The following is a 23,933-nucleotide window of genomic DNA, read 5'->3' as shown; positions in this document are numbered from 1 at the left end:
AAAACCGTCAGAAAGGGAAGATCACCGTCATACCGCCGCACGCCTGCCATGCAATGGCTGGCATGCGGCAGCGATGATTACCAGAATGCGCCACCGGCCGCTTCTGATTGTGCCAGCCACACCGGCTGGTTACTGGTTTTGCTCCAGTAACGGTGCAACCAGCTGTAAAAACGCGCACGATCCTGGCGGAATAACATCACTGGCAACGCCAGTAAGCCAATCACCAGCGCCGCCGTGCGACGCAGGATAATTTTAAGCCATGAATAGTTATGATACATGCCCCACGCCCTCCGAAAGTTGTTTGCTGCAGATTAAGGTAAAACAGATTGCTGTATGTAATCTGAACACTATCTTACCGCCGGATTGGTAATTTTACTACTGATCCGACCACTTCCGGCGCAAAAAAACGCATTTTTTAGCCAATTTCTGTAACCGGGTTACATCATTGTTAATTAGTACCGGCAGAATTGTTAACAGCCATTTTTACACTTTCTTTATACCCCTCACCGCTTTCTATACAGCTTCTTTGCGCGTCGATGATTAACCTGCTGCTATCTGAATAACACCTCTGGAGGTGTCGTGTGAGTATTGCGATTGTCGCAGGCATTGTGCTGGTTGCGTTGCTGACGGGCTATCTGATTTATGCCCTGATTTATGCGGAGGCCTTCTGATGGCCGCATCAACAACTATCTTACTGTTTAGCTTTGTGCTGCTGTTGCTGCTGCTGGCACAGCCACTGGGCAAAAGCATGGCAAAACTGGTGGACGGCGATCCCGGACCACTGCGCGCCGGTTTTGAACGTCGTCTGTGGTGGTTGTGCGGTATTCGCCAGAAAGAGATGGGCTGGCTCAGCTATTTCCGGGCGATTATGGCCATTAATCTGCTCGGCGTGCTGGTGCTGTTCGCCATTCTGATGCTGCAAAATGTCCTGCCGCTCAATCCGCAACAGTTCCCGGCGCTGAGCTGGCATCTGGCGCTGAACACCGCCATCAGTTTTGTCACCAACACCAACTGGCAGGCCTACAGCGGGGAAAATACCCTCAGCTACTTCAGCCAGATGGTCGGCCTGACAGTACAAAACTTTCTCTCTGCCGCCAGCGGCATCGCGGTAGCCTTTGCGCTGATCCGTGCCTTCTCCCGCCATAGCGTGCAGACCCTTGGCAACGCCTGGCAGGATCTGCTGCGCATCACCCTCTATCTGCTGCTGCCGCTGTCATTGCTGCTGGCGCTGTTTTTTGTCAGCCAGGGCGTACTGCAAAACTTTAATGACTATCAAAGCGTGCAGACGCTGGCCGGTCACAGCCAGACCTTGCCGATGGGGCCGATTGCTTCGCAAGAAGCGATCAAACTGCTGGGTACCAACGGCGGCGGCTTCCTTGGCGTTAACTCAGCACATCCGTTTGAAAACCCGAATGCTCTGAGCAATTTCGCGCAGATGCTGGCGATCCTGCTGATCCCGGCGGCCCTCTGTTTCACCTTTGGTGAAGCGGTACGCGATCGTCGTCAGGGACATGCGCTGCTGGCGGCGATGACCCTGATGTTTATTCTCGCCGCCATCGTGGTGATCTGGGCCGAGCTGAACGGCAATCCGCATCTGCTGACGGCCGGCGCCGACAGCGCCTTTAATCTGGAAGGGAAAGAGACGCGCTTCGGCGTGCTTAACTCCGCGCTGTATGCGGTGGTAACCACCGCGGCATCCTGTGGCGCGGTCAATGCCATGCACGACTCCTTTACCGCGCTCGGCGGCATGGTGCCAATGTTACTGATGCAGATTGGCGAAGTGATATTTGGCGGTGTCGGCTCCGGTCTGTACGGCATGATCCTGTTTGTGCTGCTGGCGGTATTTATCGCCGGACTGATGATTGGCCGTTCGCCGGAGTATCTCGGTAAAAAAATTGAAATCCGCGAAATGAAAATGACCGCGCTGGCGATTCTGGTCACCCCCAGCCTGGTATTGATTGGCACCGCGCTGGCGATCGCCACCGATGCCGGACGCGCCGGTATTCTCAATCCGGGTACGCACGGGTTCAGTGAAGTGCTGTATGCCCTCTCCTCGGCCGCGAATAACAACGGCAGCGCTTTTGCCGGACTCAGCGTCAATACGCCGTTCTGGAATCTGTTGCTGGCATTTGCCATGTTTATCGGCCGCTTTGGCATCATTCTGCCGGTACTGGCGATTGCCGGTTCGCTGGTGGAGAAAAAAGCGCAGCCGGCGGGGGCTGGCACCCTGCCCAGCCACGGCATGCTGTTTATTGGCCTGCTGACCGGTACCGTACTACTGGTTGCCGCCCTGACGTTTGTCCCGGCGCTGGCGATTGGCCCGGTGGCGGAACATCTTCAATTACTGACTCACTGAGTGCCGGAGTAGATAATGACTCGCAAGCAACAACCTTTATTTGATGCGGCAATAACGCAACAGGCGTTAGTCGATGCGCTGAAAAAATGCGATCCGCGCGTGCAGTGGCGTAATCCGGTGATGTTCGTAGTGTACCTTGGCTCGATTCTCACCAGCGGCATCGCCCTGGCGATGGCCCTTGGTTACAGCAGCGGCAGCGCCGGTTTTACCGCCGCTATCGCCATCTGGCTGTGGTTTACCGTGCTGTTTGCTAACTTTGCCGAAGCCATTGCCGAGGGCCGCAGTAAAGCCCAGGCAAATTCGCTGAAAGGGATGAAAAAAACCAGCTGGGCGAACAAGCTGTCTGAAGCACGTTATGATGCGCCGACAGAACGCGTACCGGCCGAGTCGCTGCGCAAAGGCGATATTGTGCTGGCATCAGCCGGTGACACCATTCCCTGTGACGGTGAAGTAATTGAAGGCGGCGCCTCGGTCGATGAAAGCGCCATTACCGGTGAGTCGGCGCCGGTGATCCGTGAATCCGGCGGTGATTTCGCCTCGGTGACCGGCGGTACCCGGGTGCTGTCGGACTGGCTGGTCATTCAGTGCAGCGCCAACCCCGGGGAAACCTTCCTTGATCGCATGATTGCCATGGTGGAGGGCGCCAAACGCCGTAAAACCCCGAGCGAAATTTCGCTGACCATCCTGCTGGTAGCGCTGACGCTGGTATTTCTGTTTGCCACCGCCACCCTCTACCCATTCGCCCTGTATGGCGGCGAAGCAATAAGCGTCACGGTACTGGTCGCGTTGCTGGTCTGCCTGATCCCGACCACCATTGGCGGCCTGCTCTCAGCGATTGGCGTCGCCGGGATGAGCCGGATGCTGGCCGCCAATGTGATTGCCACCAGCGGTCGCGCGGTGGAAGCCGCGGGTGACATCAATGTGCTGCTGCTGGATAAAACCGGCACCATTACCCTCGGCAATCGTCAGGCGTCGGAGTTTATGCCGGCGCCGGGCGTGGATGAGCAGCATCTGGCGGATGTGGCCCAGCTGGCTTCGCTGGCGGATGAAACGCCGGAAGGCCGCAGTATTGTGGTGCTGGCGAAGCAACGCTTTAACCTGCGCGAGCGCGACCTGCATGCGCTGGATGCCACTTTTGTTCCGTTCTCCGCGCAAACCCGTATGAGCGGGGTGAATATCCAGCAGCGCATGATCCGTAAAGGCGCGGTGGACGCCATTAAACGCCATGTTGAAGCCAACGGCGGCAAGTTTCAGCCAGAAGTGATGACGCTGGTGGAACAGGTGGCACGCACCGGCGGTACGCCGCTGGTGGTAGCGGAAGGCAATGTGGCGCTGGGTGTGGTGGCATTAAAAGATATCGTCAAAGGCGGCATAAAAGAGCGTTTCGCCGAGCTGCGCACCATGGGGATTAAAACCGTGATGATCACCGGTGATAACCCGCTAACCGCCGCGGCGATTGCCGCCGAAGCCGGGGTCGATGACTTTCTTTCCGAAGCCACCCCGGAAGCCAAACTGGCGCTGATCCGTCAGTATCAGTCGGAAGGGCGACTGGTGGCGATGACCGGCGACGGGACTAACGACGCTCCGGCGCTGGCGCAGGCTGATGTGGCGGTGGCGATGAACTCCGGTACCCAGGCGGCAAAAGAGGCGGGAAATATGGTCGATCTCGACTCCAACCCCACCAAGCTGATTGAAGTGGTGCATATCGGTAAACAGATGCTGATGACCCGCGGTTCACTGACCACCTTCAGTATCGCCAATGACGTGGCGAAATACTTTGCCATTATTCCGGCGGCGTTTGCCGTCACCTGGCCGCAGCTGAATGCGCTGAATATTATGCATCTGCACTCACCGGCCTCGGCGATCCTGTCGGCGGTGATCTTTAACGCGCTGGTGATTGTGTTTCTGATCCCGCTGGCGCTAAAAGGCGTCAGCTATCGTCCACTCAGCGCCGCCTCACTGCTGCGCCGCAATCTGTGGATCTATGGCGCCGGCGGCATTGTGGTGCCGTTTATCGGCATCAAAGTTATCGACTTGCTGTTAACCGTTACCGATCTGGTTTAAGGAACTACTATGTCTGTTTTACGTCCGGCGTTACTGGTGTTTATTTTGCTGTCACTGATTACCGGTCTGGCTTATCCGTTATTAGTGACCGGTCTGTCGCAGGCGCTTTTTCCGACGCAGGCCAATGGTTCGCTGATCAGTATCGCCGGTAAAGTGCGCGGTTCAGAACTGATTGGTCAGGCGTTTGACAGTGCGGCAGATTTTCAGGGCCGCCCTTCCGCTACCGCTGATAGCGCCTATAACGCGCTGGCGTCGGCGGGCAGCAATCTGGCGGCCAGTAATCCGGCGCTGGATAAGTTACTTGCGGAACGGGTAACGGCGCTGCGCACGGCCAACCCCCAGGCTGCGCCGCAGGTGCCGGTGGATCTGGTGACCGCGTCCGCCAGCGGTCTGGATCCGGATATTTCGCCGGCCGCCGCTTACTGGCAGGCGCCGCGGGTGGCGACAGCCCGCGGTCTGCCGCTGGAACAGGTTAATGCGCTGATTACGCGCCAGATTAAGACGCCACTGGTGAAATTTACTGGCGAACCGACGGTGAATGTCCTTATGCTGAATCTGGCGTTACAGCAACAGCATGGCAGCCATTAATCCGACCGGCGGCATTTATGCCGCCGCCAGCAAACCAAAGGACCTGCAATGAACGACGAGCTACAGCGTCCGTCACCGGAAAAGCTGTTGCAGCAGATTGCCGCCGCCCCGCGCGGCAAGCTCAAGATTTTTTTCGGCGCCTGTGCCGGCGTCGGTAAAACCTATGCCATGTTGCAGGAGGGACGCCGCCTGCGCGAGCAGGGTCTCGACGTGCTGATTGGCGTGGTGGAAACCCACGGACGGCGTGAAACTGCCGCGTTGCTCGACGGTCTTAGCCGGCTGCCCATGAAGCGCTATAGCCAGAAGGGTCGCCAGTATCAGGAGTTTGACCTCGACGCGGCCCTCGCCCGGGCGCCGGCCATTATCCTGATGGATGAGCTGGCGCACAGTAATGTTAGCGGCGCGCGCCACCCGAAACGCTGGCAGGATGTCGAAGAGTTGCTGAATGCCGGAATCGATGTACTGACCACGGTGAATGTGCAGCATCTGGAAAGCCTGAATGACGTGGTCAGCAGCATCACCGGCATTCTGGTGCGCGAAACCGTCCCCGACCCGATTTTTGACCTTGCCGATGAGATTGTGCTGGTTGATCTGACCCCCGATGACCTGCGTCAGCGGCTGGCGGAAGGCAAAGTGTATATTGCCGGGCAGGCGGAACGCGCTATTGAGCACTTTTTCCGTAAGGGCAACCTGATCGCCCTGCGCGAACTGGCGCTGCGGCGTACCGCCGATCGCGTCGACGACCAGATGCGCGTCTGGCGCGACACCAAGGGGCGGGAGAAAGTCTGGCATACCCGTGATGCCATTCTGCTGTGTATTGGCAAAAGCGCCGGTAATGAGAAGCTGGTACGAACCGCCGCACGCCTTGCCGCCAAACTGGATGCCCCGTGGCATGCGGTGTATGTCGAAACCCCGCGGCTGCATAAATTACCCGGCGATCAGCGCAGGCGCATTCTGCAGGCGCTGAAACTGGCGCAGGATCTCGGCGCCGAAACCGCCACCCTGTCCGATACCCATGAAGAGATCTCGGTACTGCGTTACGCGCGCGAACACGACCTCGGTAAAATCGTTATTGGCCGCCGCCCGGAGCAGCGCTGGAAACGCGACGGTTTCGCCAACCGGCTGGGCAAACTGGGGCCGGATCTCGACCTGATTATCGTGGCGCGCGACGAGCCGGATGCACCGCTACCGCCGCGCCAGCTGAGCGCGAAAAGCGCGGCGGAAAAATGGCGTAAACCGGCGGAAGGCTGTGCGCTGGCCATCGCGCTCTGTGCGCTGATTACCGTCGGCGCAGACTGGCTATTCCCACATGTGGCCGATGCCAACCTGGTGATGCTGTATCTGCTTGGCGTGGTGATTGTCGCCTTACTGTATGGCCGCTGGCCGTCGGTGCTGGCTTCACTGGTTAACGTCGCCAGCTTTGACCTGTTTTTTATCGCTCCGCGCGGCACGCTGGCGGTCTCCGACCTTGAGTATCTGCTGACCTTTGCCATTATGCTGGCGGTCGGCATTATTATTGGCAACCTGACCGCCGGTATGCGCTATCAGGCGCGGGTGGCGCGCTATCGCGAGGGGCGCGTACGCCAGCTGTATGAGATGTCGAAGGCGTTAAGCCGCACGCGCAATTCGCAGGATATTATCGCCGTCAGCCAGCACTTTATTGATAACAGCTTCCGTGCCAACAGCGAGCTGCTGCTGCCTGACGCCGACGGCCAGTTGCCGCAGCCGCATCAGGCGGATCCGGCTATCGCCCGCTGGAGTTTTGATAACGGCCAGCCTGCCGGCGCCGGTACCGATACCCTGCCCGGCGTGCCTTATCAAATTCTGCCGCTTACCATGCAGGAGAAAACCTGGGGGGTACTGATTATCCAGCCTTCCAGCCTGCGTCAGCTGATGATCCCGGAACAGCAACGGCTGATTGAGACCTTTATGGTGCTGATTGCCACCGCCCTTGAACGGCTGGCGCTGACGCAGTCCGAAGAGCAGGCGCGCTTCTCCGCCGAAAGTGAACAGCTACGCAACTCGCTCCTGGCGGCACTCTCCCATGACTTACGTACGCCGCTGACGGTACTGTTCGGCATGGCTGAAATTTTGACGCTGGATTTAGCCGCCGATAACTCACCGCACGCACCGCAGGCCAACCAGATTCGCCAGCATATTATTAACACCACCCGGCTGGTAAATAATCTGCTGGATATGGCGCGCATTCAGTCAGGGGGATTTGTGCTGCGCAAAGAGTGGCTGACGATGGAGGAGATTATTGGCAGTACACTCAATGCCATGGCGCCGCTGCTGAATGAACGGCATATTGCGATCGATCTGCCCGATGAACTGCTGCTGGTACAGGTAGATGGCCCGTTAATCGAACGCGTTCTGACCAATTTGCTGGAGAATGCTCTGAAATATGCCGGTAGCGCGGCACAGATTGGCATTCGCGCGCGGCGGCAGGATAATACGCTGGATATTGAGGTCTGGGATAATGGTCCGGGGATTTTACGCGGGCAGGAAAAGCAGATTTTTGATAAATTTACCCGAGGCAACAAAGAGTCAGCGATTCCGGGCGTAGGTCTGGGTCTGGCGATCTGTCAGGCGATAGTGACCCTGCATCAGGGAGAAATTGTTGCTGAGAACCGGCCATCCGGCGGCGCCAGTTTCCATGTGCGTCTGCCGCAGGATGCGCTGCCTGCATGGGATCCCGAACAGCCAGAGGAAATGTGACAACAGTCCTGATTGTCGAAGATGAAAAAGAGATCCGCCGCTTCCTGCGCATCGCACTGGAGGGGGAATCCTTACGCGTATTTGACAGTGAAACCCTGCAGCGCGGATTAATCGAAGCCGCCACGCGCAAACCGGACCTGGTGATCCTCGATCTCGGCCTGCCTGACGGCGACGGCATCGATTTTATCCGCGACGTGCGCCAGTGGAGCGCCATGCCGATTGTGGTGCTGTCCGCGCGCAGCGATGAGCAGGATAAAATTGATGCCCTTGATGCCGGCGCCGATGACTTTCTCTCCAAGCCGTTCGGCGTGGGTGAATTGCTGGCGCGGGTGCGCGTTGCCTTGCGCCGCCATACCCCGGCGCAAGCCCAGGCATCAGTGATCGACTTCGCCGCGGTGACGGTGGATATCGCCGCCCGCCGCGTGACGCGTGACGGGCAGGAGCTGCATCTGACGCCCATTGAGTTTCGCCTGCTGGTGATTTTGCTGAATAACCCGGGCAAAGTGCTTACCCAGCGCCAGTTACTGAATCAGGTGTGGGGCCCCAATGCGGTGGAACACAGCCACTACCTGCGCATCTATATGGGCCATTTGCGCCAGAAGCTGGAAGTAGAACCGGCGCAGCCGAAACATCTGCTTACCGAGACCGGGATTGGTTACCGGTTTATGCCCTAGCCGCCAGCCTGCCCGATAAAAAAAAGGGCGCTGATTGCTCAGCGCCCCTGATGATCACCACGCCGTATCAGGCGTTTTTCAGCACTTCGCTGACAATCTCTACCGCTTCTTTCTCAATCTGCTGACGATGCTCAGCGCCGAGGAAGCTTTCACAATAGATTTTGTAGGCGTCTTCCGTTCCTGACGGACGGGCGGCGAACCAGCCGTTTTTCGTCATCACTTTCAGGCCGCCAATAGATGCACCGTTACCTGGCGCCGCCGTCAGACGCGCGGTAATCGGGTCACCGGCGAGGGTATCCGCGCTGACCATTTCTGGTGACAGCTTAGACAGCGCCGCTTTCTGTGCCGATGTGGCGGATGCCTGCAGACGGTTATAGCTTGGCGCGCCAAAGCGTTGCGCCAGCTCATCGTAGTGCTGCTGCGGGTTTTTGCCGGTAACGGCGGTAATTTCTGCCGCCAGCAGACACATAATGATGCCGTCTTTATCGGTGGACCATGGCGTACCGTCAAAACGCAGGAACGATGCCCCGGCGCTCTCTTCGCCGCCGAAACCGAAACTGCCATCAAACAGGCCGTCAACAAACCATTTAAAGCCTACCGGAACTTCCACCAGCTTACGGTCAATGTCGCTCACCACGCGGTCAATCATCGCACTGGAGACCAGGGTTTTGCCGACGGCAACCTCTTTGCCCCACTGCGGACGATGCTGGAACAGATAGTTGATCGCGACCGCCAGGTAGTGGTTCGGATTCATCAGACCCGCCGGGGTAACAATACCGTGGCGGTCGTAATCCGGATCGTTGGCAAACGCCAGATCGAACTTATCACGCAGCGCCAGCAGACCCGCCATTGCCGATTCAGACGAGCAATCCATCCGGATCACGCCATCTTTATCCAGATGCATAAAGCGGAAAGTCTGATCAACCGCATCGTTGACAATCGTCAGATCCAGCTGATAGAACTCCGCAATCCGCTGCCAGTAGGCAATGCCGGAGCCGCCAAGCGGATCGACGCCAATCTTCAGGCCGGCTTTCTGAATCGCCGCAATATCCACCACCTGCGCCAGACCTTCAATATAAGGCTGGATCAGATCCTGCTGCCGGATATGGCCGCTCGACCAGGCTTGATCCAGCGACAGACGTTTGACCTCTTTCAGACCACCCTGAATCAGCTGGTTAGCGCGGTCTTCCACCACTTTGGTGACATTGGTATCTGCCGGGCCGCCATTAGGCGGGTTGTATTTGATGCCGCCATCTTCAGGCGGGTTATGGGACGGCGTAATAACAATACCGTCAGCCTGCGCGCCCGCTTGCTTATTGTGTTCCAGAATCGCGTTAGAGATCGCCGGCGTTGGCGTATAGCCATTATCCTGCTGCACGATCACATCGACGCCGTTTGCCGCCAGCACTTCCAGCACCGAAATAATCGCCGGTTCGGAGAGTGCGTGGGTGTCTTTACCGACATAGCACGGCCCGGTGATGCCATTTTTTTTGCGCTCTTCGGCAATCGCCTGAGCAATCGCCAGAATATGCGCCTCGTTAAAGCTGTGACGTGCTGAGCTGCCACGATGGCCCGAAGTGCCAAATTTCACCGCATGTTCTGCATTCGCCAGATCCGGCTGCAGGACATAATACTGGGATGTTAATTGTGCAACATTAATCAAATCGCTTTGCTGGGCGGGTTGCCCGGCACGGGGGTGATTGGCCATTGGCGCTTCTCCCTGACGCTTCTGTTAGATGGTGCCGCAAACCTTCTCTGTCAGCTCCGCGGGGAGCTGCATCGACAGCATAATGTGTTCGATCATGCTGCATTTGCGACCTGTATTAGTATTGGTTATCACCCAATACGGCGTGCCCGGCACATGTTTCGGCTTGGTATGGGTGCCATTCTGTATCAGGACTTGTTGATTACCGGCAAAGTAGACGCGAGTACGACCATGCAGTGATTCGGTCGCTTCGGCAAACGCTTGTGGATCGAGTGAATATAAGGTCGACAAAATCAACATAAAGCGGTTAACCGCCCGCTTCTGTTCCGCATATTCATCAGAAAGCAGCAGCTCACGCACCGCGCGTACCCGATCCTGCGGACGTGATTCGGTTTGCACCGCCACGGCTTCTTTCCCAGGCTGCGCTTGCGGTGCCACAGCCGCCACCGGCGCACTCTGCCCGGCGGTAAACTTCAACATACGCCGCAAAATATCAGATGCGCTTTCACCAATGTGCTGGGTATGGCTGGCGATATAGCGGTAGAGCTCTTCGTCGACTTCAATCGTTTTCATCTTTATCCGTACGGTTATTACGTGTTGCAGAACCGGGGTATGTTTATCCAGATACGTAAAAAAATCACCTGATAAAATTGTGACCCGGATCTAACATTAAGGATTATAAAGTTAAATCTTACGGCAGTGTAGCGCCAGCAACCTTTGCAGGCAAAAGTAAGAATATGCCGTAAAAAGTTCATTGATCGCGCGGTGCTTTCATCCGGCAAGAAAGCCGAAATCCATGATAACCTAAGCTTTCGTTTCCACTGTAAGAACTTTGCCATGAATTTGAATGCTCGCCTGCAAACTGAACAATCTTCCGCTAATGCCACGCCGGTTCTGCTTATCCACGGCCTGTTCGGCAGTCTTGATAATCTCGGCGGACTGGCGCGCGGCCTGAAATCCGATCGCCCGGTATTGCAGGTTGACGTGCGTAATCATGGTCTGTCGCCGCGCAGTAACCAGATGAACTACCCGGCGATGGCGCAGGATATGCTGGACACGCTGGATGCTGCCGGGATTGATAAAGTGGCGATTATTGGTCATTCGATGGGCGGAAAAATCGCCATGACCCTCAGCGCGCTGGCGCCAGAGCGTATCGAACAGCTGGTGTTAATCGATATTGCGCCGGTGGATTACCAGACACGCCGTCATGATACCATCTTTGCCGCGATTAACGCCGTCACCGCTGCTGGCGTCAGCCTGCGCGCCGAGGCAGCGGAGGTGATGCGCAGTTATCTGGCGGAAGAGGGCATTATCCAGTTCCTGCTGAAATCCTTTCAGGAGGGCGAATGGCGTTTTAACGTGCCGGTGCTGTGGGACAATTACACCACCATTTCCGGCTGGGAAACCGTTCCTGCATGGCCGCATCCGGCGCTGTTTATCCGGGGCGAGCTCTCCCCTTATCTCGACGATATCCATCGTCAGGCGGTAATCGATCAGTTCCCGCAGGCACGCGCTCATGTGATTGCCGGCGCCGGACACTGGGTACATGCTGAAAAACCTGATGCGGTTTTGCGCGCAATTCGCCGCTTTTTTGCGCTTTAAAAGCAAATAGTTGCCGCCACAGTGAAATGATTGTCGCGACGACTTTCACTGGGGTATGATGGCGCGCTAAAATTTTGCCGCCGTTGGCAACACCGACCATTGGCTTGCCGCGGGCAAGATAATCAGCCTGGCGGGACGGTGTTATTTTCGACGGCAAACCGGCCCGTTTAGTCAGAACCCGCGTGGCGATTTCAGACGCTGACGCTCATTCAGTATCATGATTCTATGGCAAAAGAAAACACCGACCGCACGACGATCGATCTGTTCGCAGACGAACGCCGCCCGGGACGACCAAAAACCAATCCGCTGACGCGTGATGAACAGCTGCGCATTAATAAACGCAATCAGCTAAAACGCGACAAAGTTCGTGGGCTACGTCGCGTCGAGCTGAAAATGAACAGCGACGCGGTTGATGCGCTCAACCAGATGGCTGAACAGCGTAATATCAGCCGCAGCGAGCTGATTGAAGAGATGATTCTGGCGCAACTCCACGTCACCGGCTGATCGTCCGGCGCAGAAAAGTGGCGATAAACCGAGGCGTTGAACGCACAAAGCGACAAATCCGGCGGCATTTCAAGTTCCGCGCCCCGGTACTGTCTGCTATCATTGCCAGTAACTGTGTATCTGTAGCATTCACCATATCAATAAGTTTCAAGAGGTTATTAAGCTCATGGCAATCGTAGGCATTTTCTTTGGCAGCGATACTGGCAATACGGAAAACATTGCAAAGATGATCCAAAAGCAACTGGGGAAAGACGTTGCTGAGGTTCATGATATTGCCAAGTCTGCCAAAGAAGATCTTGAGGCTTTTGATATTCTGCTGCTTGGTATCCCGACCTGGTACTATGGCGAAGCCCAGTGCGACTGGGATGACTTTTTCCCGACGCTGGAAGAGATCGACTTCAACGGTAAACTGGTTGCGCTGTTTGGTTGTGGCGATCAGGAAGACTATGCCGAATACTTCTGCGATGCGATGGGCACCATTCGCGATATCATTGAGCCGAATGGCGCAGTGATTGTCGGCCACTGGCCGGTTGCAGGTTATCACTTCGAAGCTTCCAAAGGGCTGGCGGATGATGACCACTTCCTCGGCCTGGCGATTGATGAAGATCGTCAACCCGAACTGACCAGCGAACGGGTTGAAAAGTGGGTGAAGCAAATTTTTGATGAACTTCAGCTGAAAGAAATCATCGAAGCTTAGTATGACTGACGCAATGTGGGTGCTGGCTCACATTGAGTCAGCGGTTTTTCCTATAGAAATAATAGATACATGTTTGTAACTTTTACCGGCAAATCTGTACAATACCCCCATCGGTCACACTGCTATTGCCGTTTTCGAAGCATAGTGAAGGGGTTAGCACAGTATCTATCACAGGACAGACTCCGAGGCATGGACTTCTCACGGACGTAACTCATTACATCCTTCAGTTGTTGCACGCTCTCCATGCCGTTTTCATTTCGAAGCACGAGTTCTATAATGAGACGCAATAAGTTTTCGCGTTGACCGATGTTCAGGGCTTTTCAGCCACATTGTGACTAGCAAAGTAACAGGACAATATCCGCATGACTGACAACAACACCGCATTAAAGAAGGCCGGCCTGAAAGTCACGCTTCCCCGACTGAAAATTCTGGAAGTGCTTCAGGAACCTGAGGGCCATCACGTCAGTGCGGAAGACTTGTACAAGCGCCTGATTGATATGGGCGAAGAGATTGGTCTGGCGACAGTTTACCGCGTCCTGAACCAATTTGATGATGCGGGGATCGTTACCCGTCATAATTTCGAAGGCGGCAAGTCTGTTTTCGAACTTACGCAGCAACATCACCACGATCACCTGATTTGCCTCGACTGTGGCAAAGTGATTGAATTCAGTGATGAATCGATTGAAACCCGTCAGCGTGAAATCGCAACACGCCACGGTATTAAACTGACTAACCACAGTCTGTACCTGTATGGTCACTGTGCGCTGGGCGATTGCCGCGAAGACGAAACGCTCCACGACAAATAAATTATGCTATGCAGTAACTAATGACAAAACCGGTGAAACTTCACCGGTTTTTTTATGCCGCTAATCCATCGCCTGTGGCGCCTGCAGCTTCTCCACCCGGCTGTAACGCCCGCCATCGGCACTGGCGCTGCGCAACCACACTTCACTGCCGACGCGCGGCGGCAACTGCGGATCATAACGCTGCCATTGTTTACCGCCGTCGGTTGAAAACTCGATCCTGATGCCCGGCAGCGCGCTGTTTGCCTCCAGCACCCGATGATAAATGCGCCCTCCCGGCAGCGGCAGACGCCAGGCAATACCCTGCTTATCCAGTTTAGCCAGCTCACGCTGCCCGAGCAGATTAGCAAAACGTTGCCAGTCCTGACGCAACGCCGCGGTATCGACCCAGTGAGTTTTACCCTGCTGGTATTCGCGTCCGGGCTGATAGTCCAGTTCCCAGCCGGCACGATGCCAGCCACGCTCGGCAACCGACAGCAACCGCGGGAAAATCATCGCCTCCATCTGCCGATCGCTGCGTACCGTTTCGCTCCACAGCTGTGCGGAAATCCCCTGCGCCCCCGGCCACGGCTTAGCGGATTTGGCGCTAAAGCGGTTACCGTCACGATCGACCGAGGTTTCAGCATTTTGCGCCAGGTTATCCGGCGCGAAACTGAACATCTTACGCTCATCATTAAAGCGCGTTCCCCAGTAATAACCGGGCTCCAGCGGGTTCACTTCGTACGGGAAATCCATATACAGATAGTCAGGACTGGAAACCACCACCTCATAGCCCTTCTTCGCCCAGTCATTAACGCTGTCGAAACCGCCCCAGTACAGGGTATCCCAGAAATTCACCGTCACCTGCGGAGTGGCAAACGCACTGGCGTGAGCGACCGTTTTCAGCCCATCCTGCCATGCCTGCATATGATGAATCCCCTGCGCCTGCGCTAAACGGCTGACCTCAATAGCGAACCAGCCGGGCAAATCGGCAATGCTGGCCACCCGGCCCTGTTGCACCATACGCTGACAGACCGGCGAGCGCGCCCAGGGGTGATCCTCCTGCTGCCGATTGATTATCCCCTTCCCCGCTTCCGGGTGGCGACGGTCGGTATAACCTGGCCCCAGACGAATGTTCTGCGCCTCATCGCCGCCAAAGTGCCAGCGGGTTAATGGCTGCCCGGCCGCCTGATGCATGGCGCGGAATTCACCGATCACCTTAGCCACAAAACGTTTTGATGAATCCAGGCAGGGGTTCAGGTAGCTGGTGCGATCATAAAACTGCACCGAAGTGGTATTCGAGCTGTCGTCCGCATCCAGCAGCCGATACTCCGCCGCCTCAGCGGCTTTGCCCTGGCGCATTAAGCGCTGGTAGCGTGCTTCCATGGCGATCACCGCAGCGCGCGCATGGGCTGGCATATCCACTTCGGGGATCACCTCAATCAGCCGCGCGGCGGCATATTGCAGAATATCGATATAATCGGCCCGGCTGAAATAGCCGCTGCCGCTATTGTCGCTGTCGGGGCCGGAACCGAGCTGCGGCAGCAGACAGCGCTGTTCAGACGGATCGTGACAACGACGCCCTGCCACCGCGGTCAGTTCCGGCAACCCGGCGATTTCGATACGCCAGCCTTCATCATCCGTCAGGTGAAAATGCAGTTTATTCATTTTCCATGCCGCCATCTGATCCAGCAGACGTTTAACCGCGGCCTTACTGTGGAAATTGCGCGCCACATCCAGCGCCACGCCGCGATAAGCGAAACGCGGCGCGTCGCTGGCCTCAAGGGCGGCGATCTTTTTATCGCCATCAGCCGGCAGCAGTGAAAGGATCGACATCAGACCATAGAACACCCCTGCCGGATCATAGCCCGTCACCCGCGCCCCGGAGCGCGCGATAACTAAGCGGTAAGCGCCCGAGCGCGCCAGTGCGCCGCGAAAACCCGCGCGATCGATAGCGGTAGCGACCGGATAACCGTCGGCGCGCGGCTCAACCCCGGCGCGGGCAAAATGCTGGCGGATAACCGCCGCTTTATCCGCCGACAGGGATAACAGATCGAGCGCGACCCCGGCCTGCAAATCAACATCTTCCGCGCCTACCGTCAGTTGCAGCGGCGTCGGCGTAATCTGCCCACGTAAGCTGGCCGCCGCGAGTGTTTTAATATCGCGATTTTTTTCAAAACGAGTTTGCGCATTCATCAGCACATTTTTATCTTCCGCGGTGCGCTGCCACTGCGCGCCGAAGGGCGCGACAAAACGCGTCAGATCCTCACTGTCGGTACTGGCGATCACCCTGATGGCGGCATCCCCCGCGCTAACGTACCAGCGCGGCATGACATCGCTGACCGCCAGTTGCCAGTACTCATTGATAATCGGGATGCTGACCGTCTCCCCGGCGGCAAAGCCGGTAAATTTCTCCGTCGGCTGCAGTTTATGCAGATCGCCGATAATATGGCTAATACGGAACTGGTCACTCTCAACTTTTAGTATCGGGCGAATGCTACTGAGATAAATAGCCCAGTTCTGGCTGCTCAGCGCCGGGCCGGGATTGGTCAGGCGGATAAGCGCGCGGTTGCAGGCAGCCCAGTCAGCGCCCAGAGCGGCGCAGTCAACGCCATGCTGCGCCGCATGGTTATCCGTCACCTGGTAGCTAACGCCGAACTGGCTGATTTGATCGGCCAGCTGTTGCTCACTGGCCATACAGCCGCCGCCCGCCAGCCCGCTTAAGGCGGCCAGCACTATCCCTGTTCTGTGTCGTTTCACGTGCATACTCCTGTTATTACGTGCGGGTTAAAAAATCGTGAAGGGAGCCATCACGATAAACTTCACATCTTTCTCATCCTGAAAGATATTGCCGTAGCCGCCGCTGTAGCTGGGCAGCGTGCTGTGGTTGTTATATTGGGTGTAATGCAGTTTAAACCGGGTGCCTTTGGCGCCGCCCTGCGGGATGGTATACAGCAGATCGACACTCCAGGCCGACTCTTTCAGCCGCTGATTCTGGTCCCATTGCGGACTGGTGGCGGGCCTGGCGTCCCAACCCCAGGCCAGAGAACCACCCAGTTGCCAGTCCGGCAGTTGCCAGCCTTTCAGGTCATACAGCACGCCGGCAAACAGCGCCTTTTCCCCATTGGCATTCCAGTCTGAACGCGCATCCCACCAGATATCGAGCCGGCCGTTGGAGCTGGCATAGCCCGGCGTCATCCGCTGCAGAAAATAGCCCTGATTGCCTTGCGCTTTCACCCAGCTGCCTTCAAGGCGAAAATCGAACGGGCCGTGGCGATAACCCAGCGTCAGTGCCTGCAACCACGCCAGACCGTCGTAAATATCGTTCAGATTGCCGGCGCCGCCCTGTTGTTTATCCCTGGCGCCATAGAACTGATAGCTGGTACGCAGATCGTTACCCGCCAGCGGAAACCCATACGAGACTTTGGCAAAATATTGATCGATATAGCTGGCCGACTGCCCAAAGGCGCCCTCCAGCATCAGATTATTTTTGAAATCGTATTTAGCGCCGAGCGAATGCAGCCAGGCAATCTCACTGTGGCCATCGGCCTGGCGGAAGCGGTACAGATGCTGATACCACGGCGCTTTATAGGCATCGGCCCATAGCCAGGAGAGCGAGAAGGCGCCGCTGTCGCCATAATCCTCGCTGACCCCGATTTCCGCACCGCGATAAGTTCCCGGCAGAAAGCTCCAGTGCGGAGCCAGTAACGTCTGACCCGCCGGTTGCAGATAGCCGCCGCGCATCCACCAGCCGTGGTGCTTTAGCTTAACTGCCGCCTGGTAAAAGCTCAGGCCGCCTTTATCACCACTCCAGCGTTCATCCCAGCGGGTTTTCGCCTTGCTAAAGCCAATTTCATCCGGGGCGGCCGGGCCGCTGCTGGCCAGTTCCGCCGCGCCGTAAACCCCCAGATCGAGCCCGGCGATATCAGCAGCATAGCCGGATTTAAAATCGAGGCTGCCGTTAGCGGTGGAGTGATGAAGGTTATTTTGATACTCACCATCGCTGCCGGGATCGAGGTTTTTACGATCGCGCTGACGTTGCCAGTAATAAATCCCGCCGGTTAACGACGCATCGTCAATAAACCCTTCGGCTCGGGTCTCTGCAGAGATCACCAGCAGCGGCGTAGCGGTGATACAGGCGCTGGCAAACACCAGCGCTTTGCGCATTTCCATTGGCACAGACATAAAATTCCCTTTTATATTATTACGGTTAATAATTAACGTTGCATATAAAACAGCCTCCCTGTTTTGCCATCACCATACTATTTTCGCCGCAGGGAATTAGCAATAGATCATCGCAACCAGCATCAGGAAATATGATCATCGCCACAGCACCAGTGGATATAAAAATGGTTAAACATAAAAAACCATAAATTGTTATTTTAAATTAAAGTAGCATATTAAGAAAATCGCTTAATGAGTCGCAGACAATTAGCAACCCCTGGATAGTGAAAAGTAACAACAGGTATGGGCGTTTATTTATAGAGCCCCCGCCAATGGAATAATATTATCAATTCACCTCAATGAGTGATAACTGCATCATCCTGACCTCAACTTTCTGCTGCTATTTTTCTCACTTATCACCCTCTTATTTAAGGATCGATCGTATGGATACAACCCAACGCTCACTTTCGCTGGTGCCGGCAAATAGCATTACCCTACCTGGCGTGCAGCAAGAGCCGGCAATAGCGCCAGTTGTGCCCTTTACGTCAGTGGGTAATACTCCTGTTGCCCCCGGCAGTGACTATTCTGCTGCCAGCAGCCGAACCTTCCCGCAGAGGGCAGCACCTCAGCCGTTACCGCCCTTTACGGTAGCCGCCGGCAACCGACGAGAGCATCCGCCACAGCGGCCAGACGGGCAAATAACCGCAGCGGTATGCGCCAATACACCACCACTGTCGGTTGTGGTCAGAAATATTGAACCGGCACCGTCAGCAACAGGTAGCCCAATTGACCGGCGGCCAAGAAATACTCAGCCGGGCCCACGGCATATATTGGCGACAAATAACGCCTGCAGCCAAAATAGCATGCGGTCGCAAATGCACGCGGCCTTCAAGTTGCAGAGCGAGATCGAGGCGTGTCTCCAATTTGATCCCTGCCAGATAAGTAATAATCATACCGATATTATTGCCATGCCGTTACAAACCAGCGTTCGTAAAAAAAAAGCGGCGGGTAAAGCCAGGCAGAAGACGACGCCTGACAACCAACAAACCACGGGCGCCGCCAGCAAGGAATGGGGCCTGGCGGAGCAACAGAGCTACGCCAGCGCCCAGCGTACCAGCGCCGAAGAGCGCGCCCATGCTGAACTGGACCCTGACAGCAGTGTCAGCATAGAAGAATGCCTCTCCGCTAAATATTTTGCCGTTATCGAAAATGATCCTTTCCTCGCCGACACCCACTACTCCGACTGTCTGCTATTTTCGCTGGTACAGCATATGACCGGCGACTATGACCAGCAAAGCCAGCAAAACCGCCGGCTGGTGGCAGAGTATCGCCAGATGCTGGTGGAGCAGGGCTGGTCAGAGCCGAAGGTGCCCGGCGGTTTTGGTCCGGATGGCTATATGGCGCCCGCCAGCGCCTCGACGCTGGCATTAGTAAAAGCGATAAATGAGAAATTACAACGGGAGGGGGAATTACCGCTCAGGATCATCTTCCATGAGTATTCACGTACGGTGGACGGCGCGGTAAAAGAGTTTCTCAGTGCGACAGGTGCAGCCAATGGTAGCGGACGCGTAGTGCATATTCAGAATGCGGACGGACAGCACTATGAAGCATTGCTCCAGCGTAATGTCGGCGCGCAGAGTTTTAAACAACCAACCACGAAGCAGCCAGAGAAGAACGCCAAATCGTCACAGCCGCGAGCCGCAGCGACCAGCGCACAATCAACGGTGGTGGCGGCTAAACATGGCAGGGCGGCGCCACTGACTCTGACCGCTAAGCAGAAAGAGGCCATCAATAGGTGTGAGGTGGACTTCTCGCTGGTTCTCTCCTGCATTACGACATTGCCGGTGATCAGACAAACCGCCGGGGAGTCGGACACGGTGTTTGCCAGCGGAATCGCGGTAACCAAACACCGGCCGGTGGATAGCGTTAGCGAAGCGATTATTCTTTCCCGGCAGGGGGAGGAGTGGGTGGTAAGGCTAAGGGAAGCAGGGAAAACCACCAGGTTGCGCGCCATTAGCCAGCCTATGCTGCCGGCCGGCATCCTGGAAAAACTGCCGCAAAACTTGCTGGCGGTTACCGATGCCAGCGCCATTTGCGCCATGTTTGCACCAGAAACCATCATCTATATAAAAACCGGACTGGATAGATATATTGCGTTTTTCAAGGTGGCGCATACGCAAAGCTCACTGGCTGCGCGCCAGAAATGCGCCGAAATAGCGGTCGAATTTCAGGCACTACCCCACGGAAGCAGTATTGTCAGGAGAAGTTTTTTCCAGGCGGCAATCGACCATTTAATCAAGCAGCCAGCAGAAATATGCAATATTATTCCGATCATAATCGATAATCTTGGCTGCCCTGCCCCCGAGATGCTGAAAATAATCACCGCCAGCATGGCCGGGACGTTCCGCAGCGATCCGGGACAAATCATTCGTACCAGCGCTTATTTATACTACCTGGCGAAAAGGTTACCGGCAGATCAATCCGCTATGCTCGACGAGGCGGTCAAACAGATGCTCGCCGCACTTTTGCACCGGGATGGGCCCATTTCACCACATAACCTCTTTAAGGAGATTGGAAAAACTATTTACGCTGACTTATGGCAGCAGCCGATTGAAAATGAAATAACGAAAAAGGAGGTAATGTTTTATTACACCCGTTTTATAACTGCCATTCAACAGTCCGAATTCAGTCAAATAGAGCAGTATTGTGCCAGCGAAGCATTATGGCCTTTGGCCATCATTTCCTGCACGGATGATGAATTGGTTAAGTTATACTGGCCAAAATATCGGGCAGAAATGAATTCTTTTACCCTGCATATAAATGGTCCTGAGGAAAAAGATAAACTCGGAATCGATGACAGACTACTGTGCATGTTAATAAATAATATCTACTCCGCCCCGGAGATATGGGCACCCTATGCCATCAGTCGTTTTTACAAGTTTATTGCCGCGGCAGGTGAAGATGGCAACATGCCTTTAGCCACGCTATCGCTAATCGAAGCGGCCAATATGATCATCTCGCCACCCTATGCCAGGCAGTTATTAAACAATATCTTCAAAAAAAACTTAAAGGGCGCCAATATCATCCGCGGCATGACCATCCTGATGACTAACACCTTATTTTCTGAGGAGAGCAGAGCTGAGATCTATAAGAACACCGATGAGAATGCTATTGATATCTTTGTTAAACACTGGATTCAATATAAAAACCTTGGTCTGCCAACTAACCGTATCAGTAAAGGTCAATGCCTTGCATTAGATAATAACTCTCTGGTGGTAATTAATGAACAGGATGTGAGTAAAGTCAACGGCAGGAAATTATTTACCCGAGAAGCAAATCAGACGCTGATGCAGTATGACATTCTTGAAAGGATGGTGTTTTCCAGTGATGAATACCTGCCCCTTTTCAGAGAAATATTATTATCGCTACCAAAAATTAAAAATAAAACCGCAGTAATGGTAAAGATAATCGATGCCAATATGCAGGGTGATAGCAACCGCAAAGATCGCATTCATGAACTGAATATGCGCCTACAGAGAATAGTAGAAAATGTGGTGCCGGCATTAAAAAAACAGCGAGATATCACACTCTGGCAACCTTTAGTCGAAAATATATTATCGATACAGATTATGCTACTGGGTCTGATCAGTGGAGATGGCGCGGTGAAACTGAGCGAAAACGTGAGCCACAATCTGGCATCCATCGAAAGTTCGGATAGTATGACGACGCCATTAATTATTTTACAAAGAAAGATAAAAAAAGATCATCTCAAAAAAGAACTGGTTATCAAAGAAATGGCCAGAAACAAACGACGGGGAAACGCCCTGCCCGTCGGGGAACCAGGCATCAAAGAAGTCTATATTGAGGATGTGGTTTATCTGGATATTATCAGCCGGGCAGTGGAGAAATCTTGCGTAAATAACCCGAATGCCGATGGGCAGTATCTGCGAACCATGATATTTAATAATGCGCAATATATATTAGAAAACATTGATAAGTTATTTATATCAGTTGCACAAATCTCAACCAACCTTTCCTGTACTCTGAGCGGATTTGAAGCATTTGTTAATATCGCCATCAGAGAGATGGAAATACCGCCACAAATCAGAGCATCGTCGATAGCCAGTAAACCAGCCGGTGCGCTGAATAAAATACAGCTTGAGGCATTTTCGTCATTTATCCGGTCAAAACCTATCGCCTGGGATATTATCGATAAAGCCTATACGGCAAAAGCCGGCTCCCCGGTCAATATCGACTGGATAATAAACCCCGAAAGCTTTCTCAGCGCATCCCCGGAAGTACAGGTACTGATGCTGAATTTCATACTGGCACGACTGCCGAATGACACCAGAGGATATCTTCATAGGTATTTGGCTGCCATCAGTTCCCGGATAGCGTCAGAAGCGAAAGAGGTAATCCTTCTGGAAAATACCCTGATCCGTATTTGTAACTTTCTACAGAGCAAATATATGACCTCTTTTGCCGAACTGATCGAACCCATTTTGAGTTTAAGTCAGTCGCTGAAGGGGAAAAAGCAGATGCTTGCCGTCAGCAGCCCACTGAAAAACTCGTTAAAATCGATGCTGAATGCGGTTCAGGAAGCCAACCCGGCGCAATATACTACCCTGTCGGAACAGTATAAGGAGTTGCTGGCACCGGATACCCCGGAAACCACTCAGCAGCCTGGCCCGCTATTCTTCCAGGATAGCACTTCCCGGAACGCCAGTAGCAGTGAGTCAAGCTGGCGTTCCGACAGCCGTTCAACTTCAAATTCAAATTCATCTAAACCGACTAAAAGAAGAAATACCACCGGAACCGATTCAACCAGTGAAAGTAAATCGCTGCACAACATTCAGCCATCGCAGAAAACAAAAACCATCACCGCACCCACCCTCTATGTGGGTAACAACTGGGCTGAATTAAATGCCACTGCTGACCAGAGTCAGGCGCTGCAGCAGGCGCTGAGGTTAATGTTATCAGATAGCCGTGCGCACGAGTTAAGGCTGCATAAATATAAGCATTCCGCAATGTTGAGTATCGATATCAAACCCAGAGATATTCAGGATATTACCGCCAGCTGGGAAGGCCGCAGTGATTGCCGGGGTATGCTGCTGAAAGGGAGTAATAACCGCTATCTTTTACTGAAAGTCGGCACCCATGCCCAGGCCATTGCCGAAGCTAAAAATTATCAGAAGGCAAGCAAACCGATGGTCGACGCCATGATCGACAATCTCAGTGCACAGTACCAAAAACTGGATCTCAACCCGGCAACCGGACAGTTAGAAATGGTTGAGCACGATGCTGCTGCCGGCCATGGGTAATTTCCCGCAGGGATAAGTATAAGGATATCGTTTATGGATGGCACCAACCGCACTACCAGCCTGGTTCCGCTCAGTAAAAATCATTGCGTCGCACTGCCGCTGGCCGACCGGCAATCCGCGCCACTGCCGTGCTGCTCTGCCGCTAATGTTCCGCAACGGTTAACCCTGGTTTTTCCGCCAGCCGCTATTGCTGCCCCGCCGCTGCCCGGCCCGGCCCCGGCCGCCAGCGGCAGACAGCCAGAATCAGTCCCTTTCCGGCCGCCAGCCGCTCAGATTAGCCACCCGGTTTGCGCTGCCACGCCGCAACTGCCGCAGCAGATAAGGCATATCGCTAATACTGACGTCACGGCGCCATTCACCGCCAGCCCTGCCGATAGCAACTACCCGCGGCATAAGCTGGCCCACAATAACCGCCGGCAGCCGCAGATAAGCCAGCAAAGTTTAATGCAAGCCTGTATCCAGACTCAGCTTGACCAACTGCTCAGGCTGGATCCCGATCAGATACCGGCAACGTTTAAAAATACGCTGGTGCTGATGGCAGAAACCGCGCGTGATAAAAACCAGCCGCAGTTCGATGCCGCCCGGGAGCAGCACTATGCGATGGCGCAGGCCACCACGGCGGAGCAGCGCAGCCAGGCCAGGCTGGAGCCCGAAGCCGGTGTGGCAAAAGAGGAACAGATCGCCGCTCACCATTTTACCGTCATCGAAAATGATCCCTTTGCTTCCGGCTCCGGCTATGCCGACTGCCTGCTGTTTGC

17 protein-coding genes are annotated in these 23,933 nt (G+C 54.9%); 12 read left to right on the top strand and 5 right to left on the bottom strand.

Going from position 1 to position 23,933, the window contains the following annotated elements:
- Positions 1 to 77: 77 nt before the first annotated feature.
- Entirely contained in the window at positions 78 to 278 is a 201-nt protein-coding gene (locus JWF83_RS13735) for a YbfA family protein (protein ID WP_413650843.1), read from the bottom strand.
- Positions 279 to 581: 303 nt separating this feature from the next.
- Here JWF83_RS13735 and kdpF point away from each other — a divergent pair, with 303 nt between their 5' ends.
- Genes kdpF through kdpE form a run of 6 tightly spaced genes read left to right on the top strand, consistent with a single transcriptional unit; the run spans position 582 to position 8,400 of the window.
- Positions 582 to 671 carry a K(+)-transporting ATPase subunit F gene (gene kdpF / locus JWF83_RS13730; RefSeq protein WP_413650842.1) on the top strand — a complete coding sequence of 30 codons (90 nt, stop codon included), beginning with the start codon at positions 582 to 584 and terminating at the stop codon, positions 669 to 671.
- Positions 671 to 2,356, top strand: coding sequence for a potassium-transporting ATPase subunit KdpA (gene kdpA, locus JWF83_RS13725; protein ID WP_413650841.1), 1,686 nt, complete (start codon positions 671 to 673; stop codon positions 2,354 to 2,356). Before kdpF ends, kdpA begins: the two co-directional genes overlap by 1 nt.
- Positions 2,357 to 2,371: 15 nt before the next feature.
- The gene (kdpB, locus tag JWF83_RS13720) at positions 2,372 to 4,420 is read left to right on the top strand and encodes a potassium-transporting ATPase subunit KdpB (RefSeq protein ID WP_413650839.1); all 2,049 of its coding nucleotides are present in this window, start codon (positions 2,372 to 2,374) and stop codon (positions 4,418 to 4,420) included.
- Between the two features lie 9 nt (positions 4,421 to 4,429).
- Positions 4,430 to 5,008, top strand: a complete 579-nt coding sequence (gene kdpC, locus JWF83_RS13715; RefSeq protein ID WP_413650837.1) for a potassium-transporting ATPase subunit KdpC — start codon at positions 4,430 to 4,432, stop codon at positions 5,006 to 5,008.
- Between the two features lie 48 nt (positions 5,009 to 5,056).
- The gene (kdpD, locus tag JWF83_RS13710) at positions 5,057 to 7,726 is read left to right on the top strand and encodes a two-component system sensor histidine kinase KdpD (protein ID WP_413650835.1); all 2,670 of its coding nucleotides are present in this window, start codon (positions 5,057 to 5,059) and stop codon (positions 7,724 to 7,726) included.
- A complete protein-coding gene (gene kdpE / locus JWF83_RS13705) occupies positions 7,723 to 8,400 on the top strand; it encodes a two-component system response regulator KdpE (RefSeq protein WP_413650833.1) in 678 nt (225 codons plus the stop codon). Before kdpD ends, kdpE begins: the two co-directional genes overlap by 4 nt.
- Positions 8,401 to 8,467: 67 nt before the next feature.
- On the opposite strand, the gene pgm is transcribed toward kdpE, so the two are convergent.
- A complete protein-coding gene (pgm, locus tag JWF83_RS13700; RefSeq protein ID WP_413650832.1) occupies positions 8,468 to 10,108 on the bottom strand; it encodes a phosphoglucomutase (alpha-D-glucose-1,6-bisphosphate-dependent) in 1,641 nt (546 codons plus the stop codon).
- A 24-nt stretch (positions 10,109 to 10,132) separates the two neighbouring features.
- Positions 10,133 to 10,678, bottom strand: a complete 546-nt coding sequence (gene seqA / locus JWF83_RS13695; RefSeq protein WP_413650831.1) for a replication initiation negative regulator SeqA — start codon at positions 10,676 to 10,678, stop codon at positions 10,133 to 10,135.
- A 264-nt stretch (positions 10,679 to 10,942) separates the two neighbouring features.
- On the opposite strand from seqA, the gene ybfF reads away from it, so the two are divergent.
- From ybfF to fur, 4 genes are all read left to right on the top strand, one after another.
- Positions 10,943 to 11,707 (top strand): esterase, encoded by a 765-nt coding sequence (gene ybfF, locus JWF83_RS13690; protein ID WP_413650830.1) that lies wholly within the window; start codon positions 10,943 to 10,945, stop codon positions 11,705 to 11,707.
- 225 nt (positions 11,708 to 11,932) lie between these two features.
- The gene (gene ybfE, locus JWF83_RS13685; protein ID WP_413650829.1) at positions 11,933 to 12,211 is read left to right on the top strand and encodes a LexA regulated protein; all 279 of its coding nucleotides are present in this window, start codon (positions 11,933 to 11,935) and stop codon (positions 12,209 to 12,211) included.
- Positions 12,212 to 12,377: 166 nt separating this feature from the next.
- Positions 12,378 to 12,908 (top strand): flavodoxin FldA, encoded by a 531-nt coding sequence (gene fldA / locus JWF83_RS13680; RefSeq protein ID WP_413650827.1) that lies wholly within the window; start codon positions 12,378 to 12,380, stop codon positions 12,906 to 12,908.
- 362 nt (positions 12,909 to 13,270) lie between these two features.
- Positions 13,271 to 13,714 (top strand): ferric iron uptake transcriptional regulator, encoded by a 444-nt coding sequence (fur, locus tag JWF83_RS13675; protein WP_154325211.1) that lies wholly within the window; start codon positions 13,271 to 13,273, stop codon positions 13,712 to 13,714.
- 60 nt (positions 13,715 to 13,774) lie between these two features.
- On the opposite strand, the gene JWF83_RS13670 is transcribed toward fur, so the two are convergent.
- Together JWF83_RS13670 and chiP are read right to left on the bottom strand one after the other, a co-directional pair.
- On the bottom strand, positions 13,775 to 16,456 hold the full coding sequence (locus tag JWF83_RS13670) for a beta-N-acetylhexosaminidase (RefSeq protein ID WP_413650826.1): 2,682 nt from the start codon (positions 16,454 to 16,456) through the stop codon (positions 13,775 to 13,777).
- A gap of 21 nt (positions 16,457 to 16,477) precedes the next feature.
- On the bottom strand, positions 16,478 to 17,857 hold the full coding sequence (gene chiP, locus JWF83_RS13665; protein ID WP_413650869.1) for a chitoporin ChiP: 1,380 nt from the start codon (positions 17,855 to 17,857) through the stop codon (positions 16,478 to 16,480).
- Between the two features lie 1,505 nt (positions 17,858 to 19,362).
- Here chiP and JWF83_RS13660 point away from each other — a divergent pair.
- The gene (locus JWF83_RS13660; protein ID WP_413650825.1) at positions 19,363 to 23,175 is read left to right on the top strand and encodes a hypothetical protein; all 3,813 of its coding nucleotides are present in this window, start codon (positions 19,363 to 19,365) and stop codon (positions 23,173 to 23,175) included.
- Positions 23,176 to 23,208: 33 nt separating this feature from the next.
- On the top strand, positions 23,209 to 23,933 hold a 725-nt coding region (locus tag JWF83_RS13655; protein WP_413650823.1), incomplete at its 3' end, for a hypothetical protein.

It is taken from the genome of Pantoea sp. B65, assembly GCF_047308185.1.
Taxonomy (GTDB): domain Bacteria; phylum Pseudomonadota; class Gammaproteobacteria; order Enterobacterales; family Enterobacteriaceae; genus Erwinia.
The sequence above is the reverse complement of the archived record's forward strand: the minus strand, read 5'-3'. Positions and strand labels throughout refer to the sequence as shown.